The 15,453-nt window shown below is 69.4% G+C and carries 18 protein-coding genes (1 of these 18 running past the window's edge); 6 read left to right on the plus strand and 12 right to left on the minus strand.

The window, feature by feature from the left end; genetic code table 11:
• Nucleotides 1–687 carry the 3' portion of an anhydro-N-acetylmuramic acid kinase gene (locus F787_RS0108450; protein WP_081694112.1) on the plus strand. Its footprint begins 426 nt before the window's first position, so 687 of the gene's 1,113 nt are visible here — the last part of the coding sequence; its start codon lies off the left edge, out of view; its stop codon occupies nucleotides 685–687.
• A gap of 65 nt (nucleotides 688–752) precedes the next feature.
• Here F787_RS0108450 and erpA read toward each other — a convergent pair whose 3' ends face one another.
• The 4 genes from erpA to argC all read right to left on the minus strand — a co-directional run bounded on the left by erpA (nucleotide 753) and on the right by argC (nucleotide 3,421).
• The gene (erpA, locus tag F787_RS0108455; protein ID WP_018870629.1) at nucleotides 753–1,136 is read right to left on the minus strand and encodes an iron-sulfur cluster insertion protein ErpA; all 384 of its coding nucleotides are present in this window, start codon (nucleotides 1,134–1,136) and stop codon (nucleotides 753–755) included.
• 54 nt (nucleotides 1,137–1,190) lie between these two features.
• Nucleotides 1,191–1,625 carry a polymer-forming cytoskeletal protein gene (locus tag F787_RS0108460; RefSeq protein ID WP_019569252.1) on the minus strand — a complete coding sequence of 145 codons (435 nt, stop codon included), beginning with the start codon at nucleotides 1,623–1,625 and terminating at the stop codon, nucleotides 1,191–1,193.
• Nucleotides 1,622–2,296: a DUF6776 family protein gene (locus tag F787_RS0108465; protein WP_231373420.1), complete on the minus strand. Its 675-nt coding sequence runs from the start codon at nucleotides 2,294–2,296 to the stop codon at nucleotides 1,622–1,624. The genes F787_RS0108460 and F787_RS0108465 overlap by 4 nt, the downstream gene beginning before the upstream one ends.
• A 72-nt stretch (nucleotides 2,297–2,368) precedes the next feature.
• Nucleotides 2,369–3,421, minus strand: coding sequence for an N-acetyl-gamma-glutamyl-phosphate reductase (gene argC / locus F787_RS0108470; RefSeq protein ID WP_028491905.1), 1,053 nt, complete (start codon nucleotides 3,419–3,421; stop codon nucleotides 2,369–2,371).
• 98 nt (nucleotides 3,422–3,519) lie between these two features.
• Between argC and F787_RS0108475 the strand changes: the two genes are divergently transcribed.
• Together F787_RS0108475 and F787_RS0108480 are read left to right on the plus strand one after the other, a co-directional pair.
• Complete coding sequence (locus F787_RS0108475) at nucleotides 3,520–4,038, plus strand: peroxiredoxin (protein ID WP_018870633.1); 519 nt, start codon at nucleotides 3,520–3,522, stop codon at nucleotides 4,036–4,038.
• Between the two features lie 62 nt (nucleotides 4,039–4,100).
• Nucleotides 4,101–4,616, plus strand: coding sequence for a CopD family protein (locus F787_RS0108480; RefSeq protein ID WP_018870634.1), 516 nt, complete (start codon nucleotides 4,101–4,103; stop codon nucleotides 4,614–4,616).
• 18 nt (nucleotides 4,617–4,634) lie between these two features.
• Here F787_RS0108480 and ptsP read toward each other — a convergent pair whose 3' ends face one another.
• Both ptsP and F787_RS0108490 read right to left on the minus strand, forming a co-directional pair.
• Complete coding sequence (gene ptsP / locus F787_RS0108485) at nucleotides 4,635–6,902, minus strand: phosphoenolpyruvate--protein phosphotransferase (RefSeq protein ID WP_028491906.1); 2,268 nt, start codon at nucleotides 6,900–6,902, stop codon at nucleotides 4,635–4,637.
• A 23-nt stretch (nucleotides 6,903–6,925) separates the two neighbouring features.
• Nucleotides 6,926–7,459 (minus strand): RNA pyrophosphohydrolase, encoded by a 534-nt coding sequence (locus F787_RS0108490; protein ID WP_196799382.1) that lies wholly within the window; start codon nucleotides 7,457–7,459, stop codon nucleotides 6,926–6,928.
• A 107-nt stretch (nucleotides 7,460–7,566) separates the two neighbouring features.
• Here F787_RS0108490 and F787_RS0108495 point away from each other — a divergent pair, with 107 nt between their 5' ends.
• Genes F787_RS0108495 through F787_RS0108505 form a run of 3 tightly spaced genes read left to right on the plus strand, consistent with a single transcriptional unit; the run spans nucleotide 7,567 to nucleotide 10,906 of the window.
• The gene (locus F787_RS0108495; protein WP_019569257.1) at nucleotides 7,567–7,815 is read left to right on the plus strand and encodes a PP0621 family protein; all 249 of its coding nucleotides are present in this window, start codon (nucleotides 7,567–7,569) and stop codon (nucleotides 7,813–7,815) included.
• A gap of 26 nt (nucleotides 7,816–7,841) precedes the next feature.
• Nucleotides 7,842–9,455, plus strand: a complete 1,614-nt coding sequence (locus tag F787_RS0108500; protein WP_018870638.1) for a PAS domain-containing sensor histidine kinase — start codon at nucleotides 7,842–7,844, stop codon at nucleotides 9,453–9,455.
• Nucleotides 9,452–10,906, plus strand: a complete 1,455-nt coding sequence (locus tag F787_RS0108505; RefSeq protein ID WP_028491907.1) for a sigma-54 dependent transcriptional regulator — start codon at nucleotides 9,452–9,454, stop codon at nucleotides 10,904–10,906. Before F787_RS0108500 ends, F787_RS0108505 begins: the two co-directional genes overlap by 4 nt.
• Here the strand turns inward: F787_RS0108505 and F787_RS0108510 are convergent, their stop codons facing one another.
• From F787_RS0108510 to holA, 6 genes are read right to left on the minus strand one after another with little or no spacing between them, the layout of a single operon-like run.
• Nucleotides 10,907–11,521: a nucleoside triphosphate pyrophosphatase gene (locus F787_RS0108510; RefSeq protein WP_018870640.1), complete on the minus strand. Its 615-nt coding sequence runs from the start codon at nucleotides 11,519–11,521 to the stop codon at nucleotides 10,907–10,909.
• 17 nt (nucleotides 11,522–11,538) lie between these two features.
• The gene (gene rlmH / locus F787_RS0108515) at nucleotides 11,539–12,009 is read right to left on the minus strand and encodes a 23S rRNA (pseudouridine(1915)-N(3))-methyltransferase RlmH (protein WP_028491908.1); all 471 of its coding nucleotides are present in this window, start codon (nucleotides 12,007–12,009) and stop codon (nucleotides 11,539–11,541) included.
• Between the two features lie 15 nt (nucleotides 12,010–12,024).
• Entirely contained in the window at nucleotides 12,025–12,429 is a 405-nt protein-coding gene (rsfS, locus tag F787_RS0108520; RefSeq protein WP_028491909.1) for a ribosome silencing factor, read from the minus strand.
• Between the two features lie 11 nt (nucleotides 12,430–12,440).
• Nucleotides 12,441–13,088 carry a nicotinate-nucleotide adenylyltransferase gene (gene nadD, locus F787_RS0108525; protein ID WP_028491910.1) on the minus strand — a complete coding sequence of 216 codons (648 nt, stop codon included), beginning with the start codon at nucleotides 13,086–13,088 and terminating at the stop codon, nucleotides 12,441–12,443.
• Nucleotides 13,089–13,109: 21 nt separating this feature from the next.
• Nucleotides 13,110–14,414, minus strand: a complete 1,305-nt coding sequence (locus tag F787_RS0108530; protein ID WP_028491911.1) for a glutamate-5-semialdehyde dehydrogenase — start codon at nucleotides 14,412–14,414, stop codon at nucleotides 13,110–13,112.
• A 3-nt stretch (nucleotides 14,415–14,417) separates the two neighbouring features.
• Complete coding sequence (holA, locus tag F787_RS0108535) at nucleotides 14,418–15,452, minus strand: DNA polymerase III subunit delta (protein WP_019590816.1); 1,035 nt, start codon at nucleotides 15,450–15,452, stop codon at nucleotides 14,418–14,420.
• Nucleotide 15,453 lies beyond the last annotated feature (1 nt).

The following is a 15,453-nucleotide window of genomic DNA, read 5'->3' on the forward strand; positions in this document are numbered from 1 at the left end:
GAAGGCGCACCGCTGGCCTGCGGGTTCCACGCGGCCCGCTTCGCGCAGCCGGGTCATGACCGAGCGGTGGTGAACATCGGTGGCATCAGCAACGTGACCCGCCTGCCGCCCGACGGCGAGGTCAGCGGCCACGACTGCGGCCCCGGCAACACCCTGCTGGATCACTGGGTGCGGCACCACCGGGGCTGCCAATATGACGCGGACGGGGCATGGGCCCGCAGCGGCCAGGTGCACCCGGAACTGTTGCAGGCCCTGCTGGCGGACCCCTACTTCCAGCGCCCCCCGCCCAAGAGCACCGGGCCCGAACATTTTTCACCCGCGTGGCTCGCCGCCCGGGGCGGGCAAACGCTGGTCACCGCGAAGCCGGCGGACGTGCAGGCAACCCTGGCCGAGCTGACGGCACACGCGATCGCCCGGGAACTCGTGCGACCGGGCAGCGCACCGGAAGACGTACTGATCTGCGGAGGGGGCGCGCGTAACGGCTTTCTGCTGGAACGGCTCGCGGCCGCCCTGCCGCAGACCCGGATCGAACTCACCGATGCCTGCGGCATTCCGGCGGAACAGGTCGAAGGCGCCGCTTTTGCATGGCTGGCGTTCCGGACCCTGCATCATCAGAGCGGAAACCTGCCGGCGGTCACCGGGGCCCACGGCCCCCGCATCCTCGGGTGCGTGATCCCCGGGGGATAAATGGCATGAAAAAGGCCCGGTCCGTTGCCGGACCGGGCCTGTAGTGCGCGGATCTGGCCGCCGGGTCAGACCGAGAAGCTGGAACCGCAGCCGCAGGTGGTGGTCGCGTTCGGGTTGCGGATCACGAACTGGGCGCCTTCGAGGCCTTCGGTGTAGTCAATCTCGGCGCCGGCCAGGTACTGGAAGCTCATCGGATCGATCAGCAGGGTCACCCCGCCGTTCTCGACCACGGTGTCGCCATCGCCGACGGTCTCGTCAAAGGTGAAGCCGTACTGGAAACCGGAGCAGCCGCCACCGCTGACGAAGACGCGGAGCTTGAGGTTGTCGTTGTTCTCCTCCTCGATCAGCCCCTTCACCTTGCTTGCGGCGGCATCGGTAAACACCAGCGGGCTGGGGATGTCCATGTCATCCGTCTCGGCCTGCGCGTTGGACGTCATCGTTTCGGACATGCGGTGTCTCCTGTGATCATTTCGTTGCCAAGCTATGAAGTCTGACCGCCGGAGTCAAGAATCGTTACGCGTCGTAAGCGTGTCATCGGTCAGGGCGGTCAATGATGCCTCGCCTTCCAGCGCGGCGTCCGCATCCCGACGCCGCAGCTGTCCGTCCACCGAGGCGCCTTCCGCCATCTGCAGCACGCTGTAATAGAGATTTCCCTCCAGCCGCGCCTTCTCGCCCAGCTCCACGTGCTCTCCGGCATGGACATCGCCGCGCACGCTGCCGTTCAATACCAGATGCGGCACCGCGACCTGCCCTTCGATCTGCCCCTTCTCGTCGACCACCAGCACCGCGGAGCCGTCGGTCGAAGCCCGCACGTCTCCGACGATCCGACCTTCAAGATGCAGCCCGCCGCTGAATTCCAGGTCGCCGTGGATCGCGGTGTTCTCGCCGATCAGGGTGTCGACCCGGCGGGCCCGTTGCCTGCGCTTGCGTCCCATCATTCACTCGCCCTCCGGGCCGCGGCCCATCCTCTTGTCTCTTCGATCCGGTCCGGCCCGTCCTCTTCGGGGTCCACTCTAATGGACAGCCGTTGCGGGCCGAAACCCTCCGGCAGCACCAGGCGCACCCGGACCGTGCGCAGGAATCGCAGATCAAAGCTGCGCCCGGACTGCAGGTCCGGCCCCAGGTCGTCGGTCCCCTGACTCACGCGCTCCCCGTCGCGTTCGCCTTCCAGCTCCAGGTCCCAGCTCACCGGGACCTCTCCGCGCAGACCGGCGCGGTGCACCTGGAAAATCAGTTCGTATTCACCCTCGATGCCGGTCTCGTGCACCGCGATATTGCGCAGCCCGATGCGGTCGCCTCCGGCATCGTCCGCCAGCCGCTGGTAGAACGCCAGCTCTTCGCGCAGCACCAGCAGTTCGGCTTCGCGGGCTTCGGCATCGCGCCGGCAGGCCGCGAGTTCCGCCTCGGCCACCTCACGGTGCCGCTCGCTGCGCAGCCGCTCGCGCACGGCCGCATCACGCTCCTGCGCAAGTTCCTGCAAGGCCGATTGCAGTTCGACCAGACGCGCGTCCCGCTCACGGGTCACCTCCGTCGACTGCGGATCTCCGGCGTTCAACCACCACCATACGCCCGCCGCACCCACCATCATCAGCACGAGAACGGGCGCCACCGCGCGGCGCAGGGGGTGCCCCCGCAACCGTCGCGGGGCGGGAACCCGCGGACGCCGTCGCCATCGCATGGATCAGGGGAAGGCCGGAACCAGTTCCAGCCCCTCCGTTTCCGGGCGTCCCAGCATCAGATTCATGTTCTGCACGGCCTGCCCTGCCGCACCCTTGACCAGGTTGTCGATGGCCGAAATCACCATGCGGCGGCCACTGTGCGGCGGCGTGGCCAGGGCCAGACGACACTGGTTGGTCCCCCGCACCGACGCAGTCTCCGGATGCGACCCCGACGGCATGACATCCACGAAAGGCTCGCCGGCGTAGCGTTCCCGGAACAGCGCCTCCCAGTCGCCGTCATCCAGCGGACGCAGATAGAGAGTGGCCAGGATCCCGCGCGTCATCGGCACCAGATGCGGCTGGAAGATCAGTCCCACATCCGTGCCGGCCACTTCCGCCAGCGTCTGATGGATCTCCGGCCAGTGCCGGTGTCCACCGCTGGCGTAGGCGCGGAAGTTCTCCTGCACCTCGGCGAACAGCCCGCCGATACGCGCCTGCCGGCCCGCTCCGCTGACCCCGCTCTTGGCATCCGCGATGATGTCGGACACATCCACCAGGTTGTTCTCGAGCAAGGGCAGAAGGGCCAGCGTCACCGCGGTGGGGTAGCAGCCCGGCACGGCGATCAGACGCGCCTCGGAGATGCTTCCGCGGTGCAGTTCGGGCAGGCCGTACACCGCCTCGCCCAGGTATTCCGGCGCCCCGTGCGGCTGGCCGTACCACCGGCTCCACAGCTCGGGATCGCGGATGCGGAAGTCCGCCGACAGGTCGATCACGCGCACGCCGCGCGCGAGCAGATCGCCGGCCATCGCATGGGCCACGCCGTGCGGCGTGGCGAAGAACACCACATCGCACTCCGCCAGCAGCTCCGGCTCCGGGGCCCGGAAGACCGCATCCAGAACCCCGCGCAGACTGGGGAACAGATCGGCGACCGCAGTGCCGTCCTCGCTGCGCGAGGTCACCGCGTGAAGCTCCACCGCCGAATGTCCGGCGAGGATGCGCAACAGTTCGACGCCGGCGTAGCCGGTGGCCCCGACCACCCCGACCCGGGTGGGCTTGTTGTTGGTTACGGAAGTCATGCTGCGGCATGATACCGGCTCGCGCCCCGCGGCGGAACGCGGTACGCATTTCGAGGTCAGTAACAACGCCTCCTTGACGAGTCACGGGAACCGGAAACATGAGCAAGCTCAAACTGGACCGCAAGGCCGCGATCGGCGGCGTCTTCATCATCCTTGTGCTGATCGCGGTCGGCGCGGCATGGATCACCACCGGCGATGGCGTGCGCGAAGCCCCCGGCTTCGCCGCCACCAACTTGGAAGGCGAGGCGGTGTCACTCGACGACTATGACGGCCGCCCGGTCCTGATCTCCTTCTGGGCCACCGACTGCCCGGAATGCATCCGCGAAATCCCCACCCTCAATGAACTGCACGCCGATTTCCGTGACCGCGGATTCGATATCGTGGCCATCGCCATGGCGCACGACCGCGAAAGCCGGGTACGCTCGATGAGCGAGGATCGCGAGATCGCCTACACCGTCATCCACGACGAGGCCGGCGACCTGGCGAGCACCTGGGGCGGGGTTCGCCTGACACCGACCACGTTCCTGGTGTCGCCCCGCGGACGGATCGTTTACCAGAAGCTCGGCGAACCCGATTTCGACCAGATCCGCGACCACCTGGAGCGCTGGCTCTCCTGAGCCGGCGCCCGCGTCGGACACCCGGCCCGTAACGCCGCTGCGGGCGCAACAAGGACGCCACCATGCACGACGCCTACTCCTGGTTCCTCAGCCTTCATCTGATCTTCATGGTCACCTGGTTCGCGGGGCTGTTCTATCTGCCGCGGCTTTTCGTGTACCACGCAATGACCGAGGACGCGCCCGGCAACGAGCGCTTCAAGGTCATGGAACGCAAGCTGTTCTACGGGATCATGACACCGGGGGGGATCATCACGGTGATCTTCGGCGGCATCATGCTGGCTCTGGTGCCGGTGCACCTGGAACAGCCCTGGATGCACTTCAAGCTCACCCTGATCGCCCTGCTGATCGCCTATCACCTGTGGTGCGGCAAGCTGGTGGCGGATTTCGCCGCGGACCGCAACACCCGCGGCCACACCTGGTATCGCTGGTTCAATGAACTGCCGGTCCCGGCACTGGTGGGCATCGTGATCCTGGCCGTCAACCGCTCGATCACCGATGCCCTGATCGGCATCGGCGCCATCCTGCTGCTGTTCGTGATCTCGGCCGCGGTGGCCGCCTGGCGCCGCGCGCGGAACTGACGCAGCCGCGTCGGCGGGTCAGGTCTTGCCGGCGCGCACCAGCCCGCCCAGCCCGGCCTGCACCAGCGCATTGTTGAGCAGGGAGCGGATCTGTTCCGGGTTTTCCAGCAGCCGGCACTGCGCCAGCAGGGCCTCGGCACGATCGGTGGAGAACGAACGGATCACCCACTTCACCCGCGGGATCGCCGAGACGCTCACGCTCAGGCTGTCGATCCCCATCCCCACCAGCAGGATCACCGCCGCCGGATCCGCCGCCATCTCGCCGCACACCGAGACCGGCTTGCCGGCCCGGTGCGCCCCCTCGGCGACCGCTTCCAGCGCACGGATGCAGGCCGGATGCAGGGTGTCGTAGAGGTTGGCGACGCGGGCGTTGTTGCGGTCCACCGCCAGCAGGTACTGCACCAGGTCATTGGTGCCCACCGACAGGAAGTCCACCCGCCGCGCGAGGGTCTCCGCCAGGTACACCGCGGCGGGGACCTCCACCATCACCCCGACCTTCGGCATCGGGATGCGGTAGCCCTCGTCCAGCAGTTCCTCGCGTGCCCGGTTGAGCAGGGCCATCGCCCCCTTGAGCTCGTCCAGCGCCGAGATCATCGGGAACAGGATCTGCAGGTTGTCGTGCTCGCGGCTCGCCCGCAGCATCGCCCGCAGCTGGGTCAGGAAGATCTCCGGGTGGTCCAGCGAGATACGGATGCCGCGCCAGCCGAGGAAGGGGTTGTCTTCCTGCACCGGGAAGTACGGCAGCGCCTTGTCCCCGCCGATGTCCAGGGTCCGCAGGGTCACCGGCATCGGGTCGAAGGAGGCGACGATCTGCTCGTACAGCCGGACCTGCTCCTCCTCGCCGGGGAAACGGTCGCGGATCATGAACGGGACCTCGGTGCGATACAGCCCGACGCCCTCGGCACCCGATTCCAGTGAAGGCTTGATGTCCGCCAGCAAGCCGGAGTTGGCCAGCACCGGCACCGGGTGGCCGTCGCGGGTCGCCGCGGGATCCCTGGCCAGCGCGCGCAGGTCCTCGGCCAGCTCGCGTTCCTCGCGCACCAGACGTTCGAACTCCGCGCGCAGCTCGGCATTCGGGTTCACGAACAGCCGGCCGCGATAGCCGTCCACCAGGATCTCGCGATCCTCCAGCCGCCCCACCGGCAGATCCGACACCCCCATCACCGCGGGCACGTTCAGCGCCCGCGCCAGGATGGCGATGTGCGAGGAGCCGGTGCCCTGGGCGGACACGATCGCGCCCAGACGCTCGATCGGCACCTCGGCCAGATGCGATGCGGTCAGGTCATCCCCCACCAGGATCCCGCCGTCGGGGAACTCGTCCTGGCTGCGATCCGCCGGCAGCAGATGCGACAGCACGCGGCGTCCGAGGTCACGCACATCCGCCGCGCGTTCGCGCAGGTAGGGGTCCTCCATGTCCTCGAACACCCGCACGCTCTCGCGCACGGTGTCGCGCAGCGCCGCCGGGGCCCACTGCCCGGCGGAGATCCGGCCCTCCGTCTTGTGCACCAGGGAATCCGAGCCCAGCAGCATCAGGTAGGCGTCGAACAGCACCTGCTCGTCCGGCCCCAGGGCCTCGCCCATGCGCTGCTTGAGGTCCTGGATCTCCTCGCGGGTATCGCTGACCGCCTGGCGGAAGCGTTCCAGCTCGGCCTCCGGGCCGGCCCCCTCGCGATCGGGGATGGAATCCAGATCCGCCAGCCGATAGGCCACCACGGCATGCCCGATGGCCACGCCCGGCGACCCCGGGATCCCCGTGGCCTCCACGTTCTGGTGACCGATCAGCGGGGTCTCGCTGGAGATCTCGTCGTTGAATTCGGCATAGGCGATCGCCCCGGCCAGCTGCGCGGCCAGGGTGATGAGGAAGGACACGTGCTCGTCGTCGAACCGGCGGGCCTCGCGCTGCTGCACCACCAGCACCCCCAGCATGCTGCGCTGGTGGATGATCGGCACGCCGAGGAAGGCGAGAAAGCGCTCCTCGCCGGTCTCCGGGAAATAGCGAAACCGCGGATGGTCCTGGGCACTGTCGAGGTTGACCGGCTCCGCGCGTGACGCGACCAGCCCGACCAGCCCCTCCGACGGGTCCATCTCCACCTGCCCCACCGATTCGGCATGCAGGCCTTCCGAGGCCATCAGCACCAGGCGCCCGGAGCTCGGCGACTTCAGGTAGATCGAGCAGACATCGATATCCAGCGCCGCCTTCACCCGGGTCACGATGATGTGCAGGGCCTCGAAGAAATCGGCCGCACCATTGACCTCCTGCACCACGCGGCGCAGGACCTGCAGCATGGAGGGCGGGTTCACGGGGGCGTTCAACGCGGCACCGCGGGCGGATTGCAGGATGGCGGTGCCGCATCGCCGTCGCGCTGCAGCTCGGGGAACATCAGTGGCACCAGTTCGCACAGCGCCCGGCGGTAGACATTGCGCTTGAAGTGCACCACCTCGCGCGCCGGCCGCCAGTAGTCAATCCAGCACCATGAATCGAACTCCGGCGTATCCATCGCATCCAGCATTACATTGCTCTCCTCGCCCGTCATGCGCAGCAGGAACCAGCGCTGTTTCTGCCCCACGCACACCGGGTTGCGATGCCGCCGGATCATGCGTTCCGGCAGCCTGTAGCGCAGCCACCGTCGGGTGCTGCCCAGCAGTTCCACATGCTCCGGCAGCAGCCCGGTCTCCTCGCGCAGTTCACGGAACAGGGCCTCTTCCGGCGTCTCGTCGGTGCGGATGCCGCCCTGCGGAAACTGCCAGGCGTCCTGACCCGCGCGCTTGCCCCAGAACAACTGCCGCTCCCGGTTGCACAGGATGATGCCTACATTGGGACGAAATCCATCGCAATCAATCACTTGCCGCAACCAGACGCTTCTCGTTTACCCGCATTGTTCCACACCCCCTCCAATGCGGCAAAGACCCGCGGAAGGCATGCGGGTGCACATTGTTTTAGACTCGCGGCATGAGGCTGCTCCTGCTGATCATTGCCATCGTTGCCATCTTTCTCGCCGTACGCACCCTCGTGCGCTCCAGCGGCGAGCGCCGCCGCGTGCGCCGCGACGAACCTCCGGAAAGCCTGCGCGAAAGTGGCGCCATGGTCCGCTGTGCCCACTGCGGGGTACACGTGCCCGAGGACCAGGCGGTTTGCGACGGCGACCTCTGCTACTGCTCGCGGCAACATGCCGACGCCGGACCTTCCGGCCGCGGCTGACCACCGTCACGGGGAACCCCTGATCGATGGTCATCGACAGCGACACCCAGCGCTCCAGTCGTCTGTACGCCCTGTACCGGGTGTTCGTCGCGCTGGTTCTGCTCCTGATGGGCCTGTTCCCGGGCCTGCCGGTGGGCGTGGCCCCCGCGGTCCCCGAAGTCTATCCGGCACTGGCCGGTGGCTACCTGGTGTTCTCGGTGTTCATGGCGACGTTTGCCGAACACTGCAACCGCGAACCCGAGCGCGTCGTACAGTTCCGCCGCATGATCCTGCTGGGCGGCACCGGGGATGCCGCGGGCCTGCTCGCCCTGATGGTGGTTGCCGGGGGCGTCCACACCGGCATCGGCCTGCTGCTGATCCCCGCGGTGATGGCCACCGCCCTGCTGTCGGCGGGTCGCCTGGGGCTCCCGCTGGCCGCTGGCGTGACCGCCGGCCTGCTGGGTGCGGAAGGCCTCGCCATCCTGATCACGCTGGGCGACCTCGACAGCCTGACCCAGGCCGGGCTGCTGGGGGCCGCGCTGCTGGCCGGGACCCTGCTGGCCCACCATTTCAGCCGGCGGGCCGACGAAAGCCGCGCCCAGGTCGAACAGCAGGAGGTCGATCTCGCCAGCCTGGCGGAACTCAACGCCCAGATCATCGCGCGCATGAGCGCCGGGGTGGTGGCGATCGATCCCCGAGGCTACATCCGCTCCATCAACGAGGCGGCGCGCCAGCTCCTCCCGCCCCGCCCGGGGCGCCACCTGTCGTCCATCTCGCCGCGCCTGGCCCGGGCCGTGCGCGAATGGCAGGAAGAAACCGGGCCGGCCAGCCGCACCCGCCACCTGCCCGGCGACCAGGAACAGCCGGCCCTGCAGGTCCGCCTGGCCCCGCTGGGCAACCAGGGCGATCAGGGTACTCTGCTGATCCTGGAAGACGCCGCCGAACTGCGCCGCCAGGCCCAGGCAAGCAAGCTGCAGGCCCTCGGCCGCCTGACCGCCAGTATCGCGCACGAGATCCGCAACCCGCTGGGCGCGATCTCCCACAGCGCCCAGCTGCTGCGCGAATCGCCCGACCTTTCGGCACCCGACCAGCGCCTGCTGGCGATCATCGACAAGCAGAGCGACCGCGTGAACAGTCTGATCGCCAACGTCCTCAGCCTCTCGCGTCGCGAATCGGGCGAACGCCAGCGGCTCAACCTGCGCGACGAGCTCGAACGCTTCGCCGAGGAATTCTGCAGTGCGCTGCAGATACCGCGGGAATCACTGCACGTGAACGTGGAACCCGCCGACTCCATGGTGCTGTTCGACCCGTCGCAGCTCAACCAGGTGCTGTGGAACCTGTGCGGCAATGCCCGGGTGCACGGCGGGCACGACCGGCCCGACAGCCCGCCCATCATCCTGCGTGGTGGTTCCGGCCAGGTGGCCCGCGTGGTCAGCCTCGACGTGCTGGACGCCGGCCCCGGCATCGATCCGGAAACCGAGAAGGAGCTGTTCGAGCCCTTCGTCTCCGGCCATTCCGGCGGCTCCGGCCTGGGCCTGTACATCTCGCGCATGCTGTGCGAAAACAACGGGGCCTCGCTGGAATACGCGCATGCACCCTCCGGGGGCTGCTTCCGCATCCTGTTTGCCCCCGACGAACAACACCAGGGATCGGCGTCATGAGCATCAAGCACGTGCTGGTTGTCGACGATGAACCCGACATCTGCGAACTGCTGGAGATCACCCTCGCGCGCATGGGCCTGGAGGCCGAAACGGCCGGCGCGCTGGACCCGGCACGGCAGCTGCTGGCGCAGCGGGACTTCGACCTCTGCCTGACCGACATGCGCCTGCCGGACGGGGACGGGCTGGACCTGGTGCGTCACATCCAGACCACCCGCCCGGAGCTGCCGGTGGCGGTCATCACCGCGCACGGCAGTGTCGATACGGCGGTGCAGGCCCTCAAGCTGGGCGCCTTCGACTTCGTCAGCAAGCCGGTCGACCTCAAGCAGCTGCGCGAACTGATCGACAGCGCCCTGCGCATGGAATCCGCGCCGGCCACGGAGGCGGCGTGCGGCTCGACGCCGGCCCGCTGCAGCGCGACCGAAGACCCCGACAGCCCGCTGCTGGGCGACTCCGAACCCATGCAGAAACTGCGCGCCACCATCCGCAAGCTGGCGCGCTCCCAGGCGCCGGTGTTCATCGCCGGAGAATCCGGTTCCGGCAAGGAACTGGTGGCGCGCGAGATCCATCGGCTGGGGCCGCGCGCCGACCGCCCCTTCGTGCCGGTGAACTGCGGCGCGATCCCGGCGGAACTGATGGAGAGCGAGTTCTTCGGCCACCGCAAGGGCGCCTTCACCGGCGCCACCCAGGACCACCCCGGGCTGTTCCAGGCGGCCGAGGGCGGCACCCTGTTCCTGGACGAGGTCGCCGACCTGCCGCTGGCGATGCAGGTCAAGCTGCTGCGCGCGATCCAGGAGCGCGCGATCAAGCCGGTCGGCGGCTCGCGGGAGATCCCGGTGGACGTGCGTATCCTGTCGGCGACCCATCACGACCTCGAGCGCGCCGTGCGCGAAGGCCGTTTCCGCCAGGACCTCTATTACCGTCTCAACGTGATCGAACTGCGGGTCCCGCCGCTGCGCGAACGCAACGGCGACATCCCCGGCCTGGCCACCGTGATGCTGCAGCGAATCGCCGAACAATGGGGCCTGGAGGCCCGCGAACTCGCGCCGGACGCGCAGGAGCTGCTGGAGCGCCACCCCTTCCCGGGCAACGTGCGGGAGCTGGAGAACATCCTGGAGCGCGCCGCCACCCTCGCGGAGGGCGCGGCGATTCACGCCGACAACATCGATCTCCCGGCCACCGCCCCGACCCCGGGGGACAACGGCGAGGACCGCCGCGCCGGCCCCGGCGCAAACAACCCGGGCACCCCGCCTCCCGGGGTGCAGGAGCGCCGCACCCCGCCGTCGATCCGCTACGAGGATGTGGGCCTGGACGATCACCTCGCCGACCAGGAGCGCCAGGCGATCGAGACCGCCCTGCACCAGACCGGCGGCAACCGCACCGCGGCCGCGCGGCTGCTGGGGCTCAGTTTCCGCCAGCTGCGCTACCGGCTGAAGAAACTCGGAATCGAATAGTCAGGCTCGGGCGGGCGGGTCCTCCAGGTCATTCAGCCACTGCTCCAGCTCGAACAGGGGCAGGCCGATCACGTTGCTGCAGGAACCGTCGATGCGTTCGACAAAGGCCGCGCCCCGCCCCTGCAGGGCATACCCCCCCGCCTTGTCGCGCGGCTCGCCACTGGCCCAGTAGGCCGCGATGTCGCGGGTGTCCAGCGGGCGCATCCATACCCGCGTCTCGCCGCGCCCGGTGCGCACCGGGCCGTCATCGCGCAGCAGTGCCATGCCGGTGATCACCCGGTGTTCGCGGCCGGACAGCCGCTGCAGCATGGCGGCGGCCGAAGCCTCGTCCGCGGGCTTGCCCAGCGCCTCCCCGTCGATCGTCACGACCGTATCGGCCGCCAGCACCCACTGCCCCCGGCGGGCGTGGCCACGCGCGGCTTCCGCCTTGACCGCCGCGAGGCGCTCGACCAGTGCCCCGGGCTCCTCGTCGGGCGCGGCGGTCTCGTCCACGTCCATGGCCGCCACCTCGTGCACCACGCCGATCTGCGTCAGCAGTTCACGCCGGCGGGGAGACGCCGAGGCCAGCAGCAGGGGCAGGGCGTCGGGGCGGTTTCCGGGAGCGGCGAAGGACATGGCGGACGCCGCGCGACTCAGGGGCGGTGATAGGGATGATTGTTGAGCAACGACCAGGCGCGGTAGAGCTGCTCCGCCACCAGCACCCGCACCAGCATGTGCGGGAAGGTCAGCGGCGACAGCGACCAGGCCCACTCGGCCCGCTCGCGCACGGCCGTATCCAGACCGTCGGCGCCGCCGATCAGCAGCGCGACGTCGCGCCCGTCGTCCTGCCAGCCTGCCAGACGCTGCGCCAGTCCGCGGGTGTCCACCTCACGGCCGCGTTCATCCAGGGTGATGATCCGGGCACCCTCGGGCACCGCCTTGAGCAGGGCCTCGCCCTCGCGCCGCAGCCGGGTCGTGGCATCCATGGATTTCGAGCCCGCCGGGGTCGCCAGGGCGTGCAGCCGGAAACCCCATTCGCGGGGCAGCCGGTCCCGGTATTCGGCAAGGCCGGAGGCGACCCAGTCGGGCATGCGGCGGCCGATGGCGATCAGATGCAGACGCATCGCCGGCGCTCCACTTCAGCCGCGCAGCCGGCGGACCCGCTGCAGGCCGGGGTCGCCCTCCATGCCGCCATCGGCCCCGTCCCCCTCCGCGGCCTCTTCCTCGGCCAGCCACAGCTTTTCCAGGTTGTAGAAATCGCGGGTCTCGGGGAGCATCACGTGGACGATCACGTCGTTGAGGTCGACCAGGACCCATTCCTGACCCTCCTGGCCCTCCACGCCCAGCGGCTGGATGCCACGGTGCTTGGCCTCGGTCGCCACGTTCTCGGCGGTGGACTGCACGTGGCGCCCGGAGGTCCCGGAGGCGATCACGATGAAATCGGCCAGGGTGGTCTTGCCGCGCACGTCGATGCTGCGGATGTTGCGGGCCTTCATGCCCTCGAGCGCCTCGATGGTCAGCTCCAGCAACTGTTCGCTGTTCATGGTCTCGGATGTCATATCGATGCGTTTCCTGCGGCGGACCGATAAAGCCCGCGCTCCTGTATGTAGCGTTCGACCGCCCCGGGCAGCAGGAAGCGCGGGCTGGTCCCCTCGCGCAGCTGGGCCCGGATGGCGGTAGCGGAGATATCCAGCTGGGTCACCGGCTGAAAGTACACCCGGCCGGCCGGACTCGCCCGCAGCACGGCGGGATCGTCGGTGACCGCGCCCCCCGGGCCGTCGCCCAGGTCCCGCGAGGCAGGGCTTCCGGGGCGATGCGACACCGCCACGTGCGCCAGCTCGAACAGGGTCTCCCAGCGGTGCCAGGACGACAGCCCGGCAAAGGCATCCATGCCCATGATCAGCACCAGCGGCACATCGTCACCCAGCTCCCGGCGGAAGGTCAGCAGGGTGTCCACGGTGTAGGACGGCCCGGTGCGGTCCAGCTCGCGCCGGTCGGCGACGAAACCCTCCACGCCGGCCACCGCGCGCTCCACCATGGCCAGGCGGTCCTCGCCCGAAGTCCCGGGGCTGGCGCGATGAGGCGGCACGTGGCAGGGCACGAAGTGCACCCGTTCCAGCCCCAGGTGCTGCTGCACCTCCAGCGCCGGGCGCAGGTGACCGAAATGGATCGGGTCGAAGGTCCCGCCGAGGATCCCGATCAAGCCGCCACCTTCGCGCCTTGCTCAGCCACGCACATGGCCGTCGCCAAACACGATGTATTTCAGGGTGGTCAGGCCGTGCAGCCCCACCGGCCCGCGCGCGTGCAGCTTGTCGGTGGAGATCCCGATCTCGGCGCCCAGGCCGTACTCGAACCCGTCGGCGAAGCGGGTGGAGGCATTGACCATTACCGAGCTGGAATCCACCGCGCGCAGGAAGCGCCGCGCGTGGCCCCAGTTCTCGGTCACGATGCTGTCGGTGTGGTGCGATCCCCAGGTGTTGATGTGCTCGATCGCGGCGTCCAGGTCGTCGACCACGCGGATCGCCAGGATCGGCCCCAGGTATTCGGCCGCCCAGTCCTCCTCGCCAGCCTCGGCGACCTCCGGCCCGCCGTCGGCCAGCACCGCGCGGGTACGGGCGCAGCCGCGCAGACTGACCCCCAGACCGTCCAGCTCGGCCGCCACCGCCGGCAGGAATCCCTCGGCACGGTCGGCGTGCACCAGCAGGGTCTCCATGGTGTTGCAGGTCCCGTAGCGCTGGGTCTTCGCGTTCACCGCCACTGCCTGCGCCTTGTCCGGATCCGCCGCGGCGTCCACGTACACGTGGCACACCCCGTCGAGATGCTTGATCACCGGGATCCGCGACTCCTGGCTGATGCGCTCGATCAGCCCCTTGCCGCCGCGTGGCACGATCACGTCCACGTACTCGGGCATGCGCAGCAGCGCGCCCACCGCGGCACGGTCGGTGGTGTCGACGATCTGTACCGCCTCGCGCGGCAGCCCCGCCGCCGCCAGCCCGGACTGGATGATGCCGGCCAGCGCGCGATTGGAATGCGCCGCCTCGGAGCCACCGCGCAGGATGGCCGCATTGCCCGACTTCAGGCACAGCGCCGCCGCGTCGATGGTCACGTTGGGCCGCGACTCGTAGATGATACCGATCACCCCCAGCGGCACCCGCATCTGGCCCACCTGGATCCCGCTGGGCTGATAGGCCATGTCGGAGATGGTACCCACCGGATCCGGCAGACCCGCGACCTGCCGGCAGCCCTCGATCATGGTGTCGATGCGCGCATCGGTCAGCGCCAGACGGTCCAGCATCGCCGCGTCCAGCCCGCGGGCACGACCCGCCTCCAGGTCGCGCTCGTTGGCCTCGGCCAGCTCCGCGCGACGCTCGGCGATCCCCTCGGCTATGGCCTGCAGCGCCGCGTTCTTGGCACCCGGTTCGGCCTCGGCCATGTGGCGCGAGGCCGCGCGGGCGGCGCGGCCCAGGGCCTGCATGCGCTCGAACAGGTCGGCGTCGATGGCGTTGTCTTCGTCGGTCACGGCATTCATGGTTCAGACGGTCTCGAGTTCGGGCACGGAAAGGGTGAGCGGTTGCCCGGCGATCCGGGCCACCAAGTCTAGCAACAGCCGCCGCGGGCTGCCGGATTCCTGCCCCTTGATCACCCGGTCCACGCGGGCGGCCAGGCACAGGATGTCACGCGCCCGCGCCACGTCCAGGCGTCCCGCCGCCAGGCGCAGGGCCTTTTGCTGCTCGCCGAAGCTGCCCTGGAAGGCGTCGCGGTCGTTCGCCCCGGCGGCCCGGCGTTCCAGGGCCTGTACCAGCAGCCGGGCATCGCGCGCCAGCGCCCACAGGATCAGCGGCTCCGGCTGACCTTCGTCCAGCAGCCCCTCCAGCATGCGCAGGGCGCGGCCGGTCTCGCCGCGCAGGGCGGCTGCCGACAGGCCGAACAGGTCGAAGCGCGCGGCATCCGCGGTAGACTCGGACAGGGTCTCGAGATCGATCTCCCGCACCCCGGCCAGTGCCAGCTTTTCGATCTCCTGGCGCGCCGCCAGCAGGTTGCCCTCCACCCGGGCCGCCAGCAGCTGCAGGGCCTCGTCGGTAATCCGCAGCCCGTGGCGGGCCAGGCGTTCGCGGATCCAGCCGCCCAGGCGATCCGGGGGTACCGGCCGTGCATGCACCACCACCGCGGCCGACTCCATGGCCTTGAACCAGGCGGCCCGGCGCATGTCGCGGTCCGGGCGCGGCAGCTGCAACAGCAGCACGGTGTCGGATTGCGGCGCCGCCGCACAGGCCTTCAGCTTCTCCCCGCCCTCGCGCCCGGGCTTGCCGGTCGCCAGACGCAGGTCCACCAGCGTGCGGCTGGCGAACAGCGAGCGGTCACGCAGCGCCGCATCCAGGGCCGACCAGTCGGACTGGGCGGAGAAATCCAGCACCGTGCGCTCGTCGAAACCCTGCTCACGGGCGGCGGCCCGGATCGCATCGGCGGCCTCGATGGTCTGCAGCGGTTCCTCGCCCAGCAGCATGTACAGCGGGGCCACGCCCTTCTGCAGCAGCGGGCCGAGGCGGGCCGGATCCACGGCAGCCATC

Source organism: Thioalkalivibrio sp. ALE19, assembly GCF_000428605.1.
Lineage (GTDB): Bacteria > Pseudomonadota > Gammaproteobacteria > Ectothiorhodospirales > Ectothiorhodospiraceae > Thioalkalivibrio.

Bases quoted from the DNA above. Each gene is read 5' to 3' on its own strand.
- F787_RS0108500 (WP_018870638.1), top strand. From the start codon at position 7,842: ATGGTCATCGACAGCGACACCCAGCGCTCCAGTCGTCTGTACGCCCTG.
- F787_RS0108530 (WP_028491911.1), bottom strand. From the start codon at position 14,414: ATGAATGCCGTGACCGACGAAGACAACGCCATCGACGCCGACCTGTTC.
- erpA (WP_018870629.1), bottom strand. From the start codon at position 1,136: ATGTCCGAAACGATGACGTCCAACGCGCAGGCCGAGACGGATGACATG.
- F787_RS0108510 (WP_018870640.1), bottom strand. From the start codon at position 11,521: ATGTCCTTCGCCGCTCCCGGAAACCGCCCCGACGCCCTGCCCCTGCTG.
- holA (WP_019590816.1), bottom strand. From the start codon at position 15,452: ATGGCTGCCGTGGATCCGGCCCGCCTCGGCCCGCTGCTGCAGAAGGGC.
- ptsP (WP_028491906.1), bottom strand. From the start codon at position 6,902: ATGCTGCAGGTCCTGCGCCGCGTGGTGCAGGAGGTCAATGGTGCGGCC.
- F787_RS0108475 (WP_018870633.1), top strand. From the start codon at position 3,520: ATGAGCAAGCTCAAACTGGACCGCAAGGCCGCGATCGGCGGCGTCTTC.
- F787_RS0108495 (WP_019569257.1), top strand. From the start codon at position 7,567: ATGAGGCTGCTCCTGCTGATCATTGCCATCGTTGCCATCTTTCTCGCC.
- F787_RS0108505 (WP_028491907.1), top strand. From the start codon at position 9,452: ATGAGCATCAAGCACGTGCTGGTTGTCGACGATGAACCCGACATCTGC.
- rsfS (WP_028491909.1), bottom strand. From the start codon at position 12,429: ATGAACAGCGAACAGTTGCTGGAGCTGACCATCGAGGCGCTCGAGGGC.
- F787_RS0108480 (WP_018870634.1), top strand. From the start codon at position 4,101: ATGCACGACGCCTACTCCTGGTTCCTCAGCCTTCATCTGATCTTCATG.
- rlmH (WP_028491908.1), bottom strand. From the start codon at position 12,009: ATGCGTCTGCATCTGATCGCCATCGGCCGCCGCATGCCCGACTGGGTC.
- F787_RS0108460 (WP_019569252.1), bottom strand. From the start codon at position 1,625: ATGATGGGACGCAAGCGCAGGCAACGGGCCCGCCGGGTCGACACCCTG.
- argC (WP_028491905.1), bottom strand. From the start codon at position 3,421: ATGACTTCCGTAACCAACAACAAGCCCACCCGGGTCGGGGTGGTCGGG.